Source organism: Neisseria sp. P0021.S007, assembly GCF_051956855.1.
Genome location: NZ_JBQCXA010000593.1, coordinates 1 through 663 on the forward strand (window position 1 = coordinate 1; position 663 = coordinate 663).

The window sequence follows — 663 nt, forward strand, 5'->3', positions numbered from 1 at the left end:
TCGGGGATGCGCGGCACGCCTCTGACCAGCTCGAAGGCGCGCAGGTCGGTCAGGATGTCTTCGTCTTTGGGGATTGCGTCCAACGTGCCGTCTTCGAGTGCGGCTTTGAACGGAGCTGTATGGGTGTGGTACCAGTTTTCCGAGAGCATGACCGACTCGCATACCTCCGCGCCAAATTCGTCGCGCATGGCTTCGGCGATTGATTGACCGTTGCCGCGCGCGTCCAATGCCGCTCCGCGCAGATTGGGTAAGCCGTGCAACAGGTGTTTCATGATTTGCTCTTGTTGGGCAAACGGCATATTGCCCAACTCCAACACGAACGGCGACTTAAGGCTTAAATTAGTCTGCTGCAACAAAGGGACGATGACGGTACGGTCTCCGCTGCGGGCAAAGTCTTCGCCGACAAAGCTGGTGCGGGTTTTATCCAAACCATCGAGCAGCGGTTGCAGGGTGTCGGCTATCCAGTCCGCCACTTCGGCAGCGCGGCTCGGCTCGGGCAAGAGGCCGAACTCATCGCTTTGGTCGTATCTGATAACCGGCGTATAAGGACTCATACGGCTCTCAATCAAGGCTCGGTTGAGCCATTTGCCGCCGCCGTTTTTAGGGATGCAGTCCAACTCTTCGCTGGCATCTTCACCGTAGAAATCGCGGATTTCCTTGCAC

General features: G+C 57.5%; 1 pseudogene. It reads right to left on the reverse strand.

What is annotated here, in order from left to right:
• Positions 1-663: pseudogene (locus ACTHUR_RS14825) on the reverse strand (hypothetical protein); the annotation flags it as partial.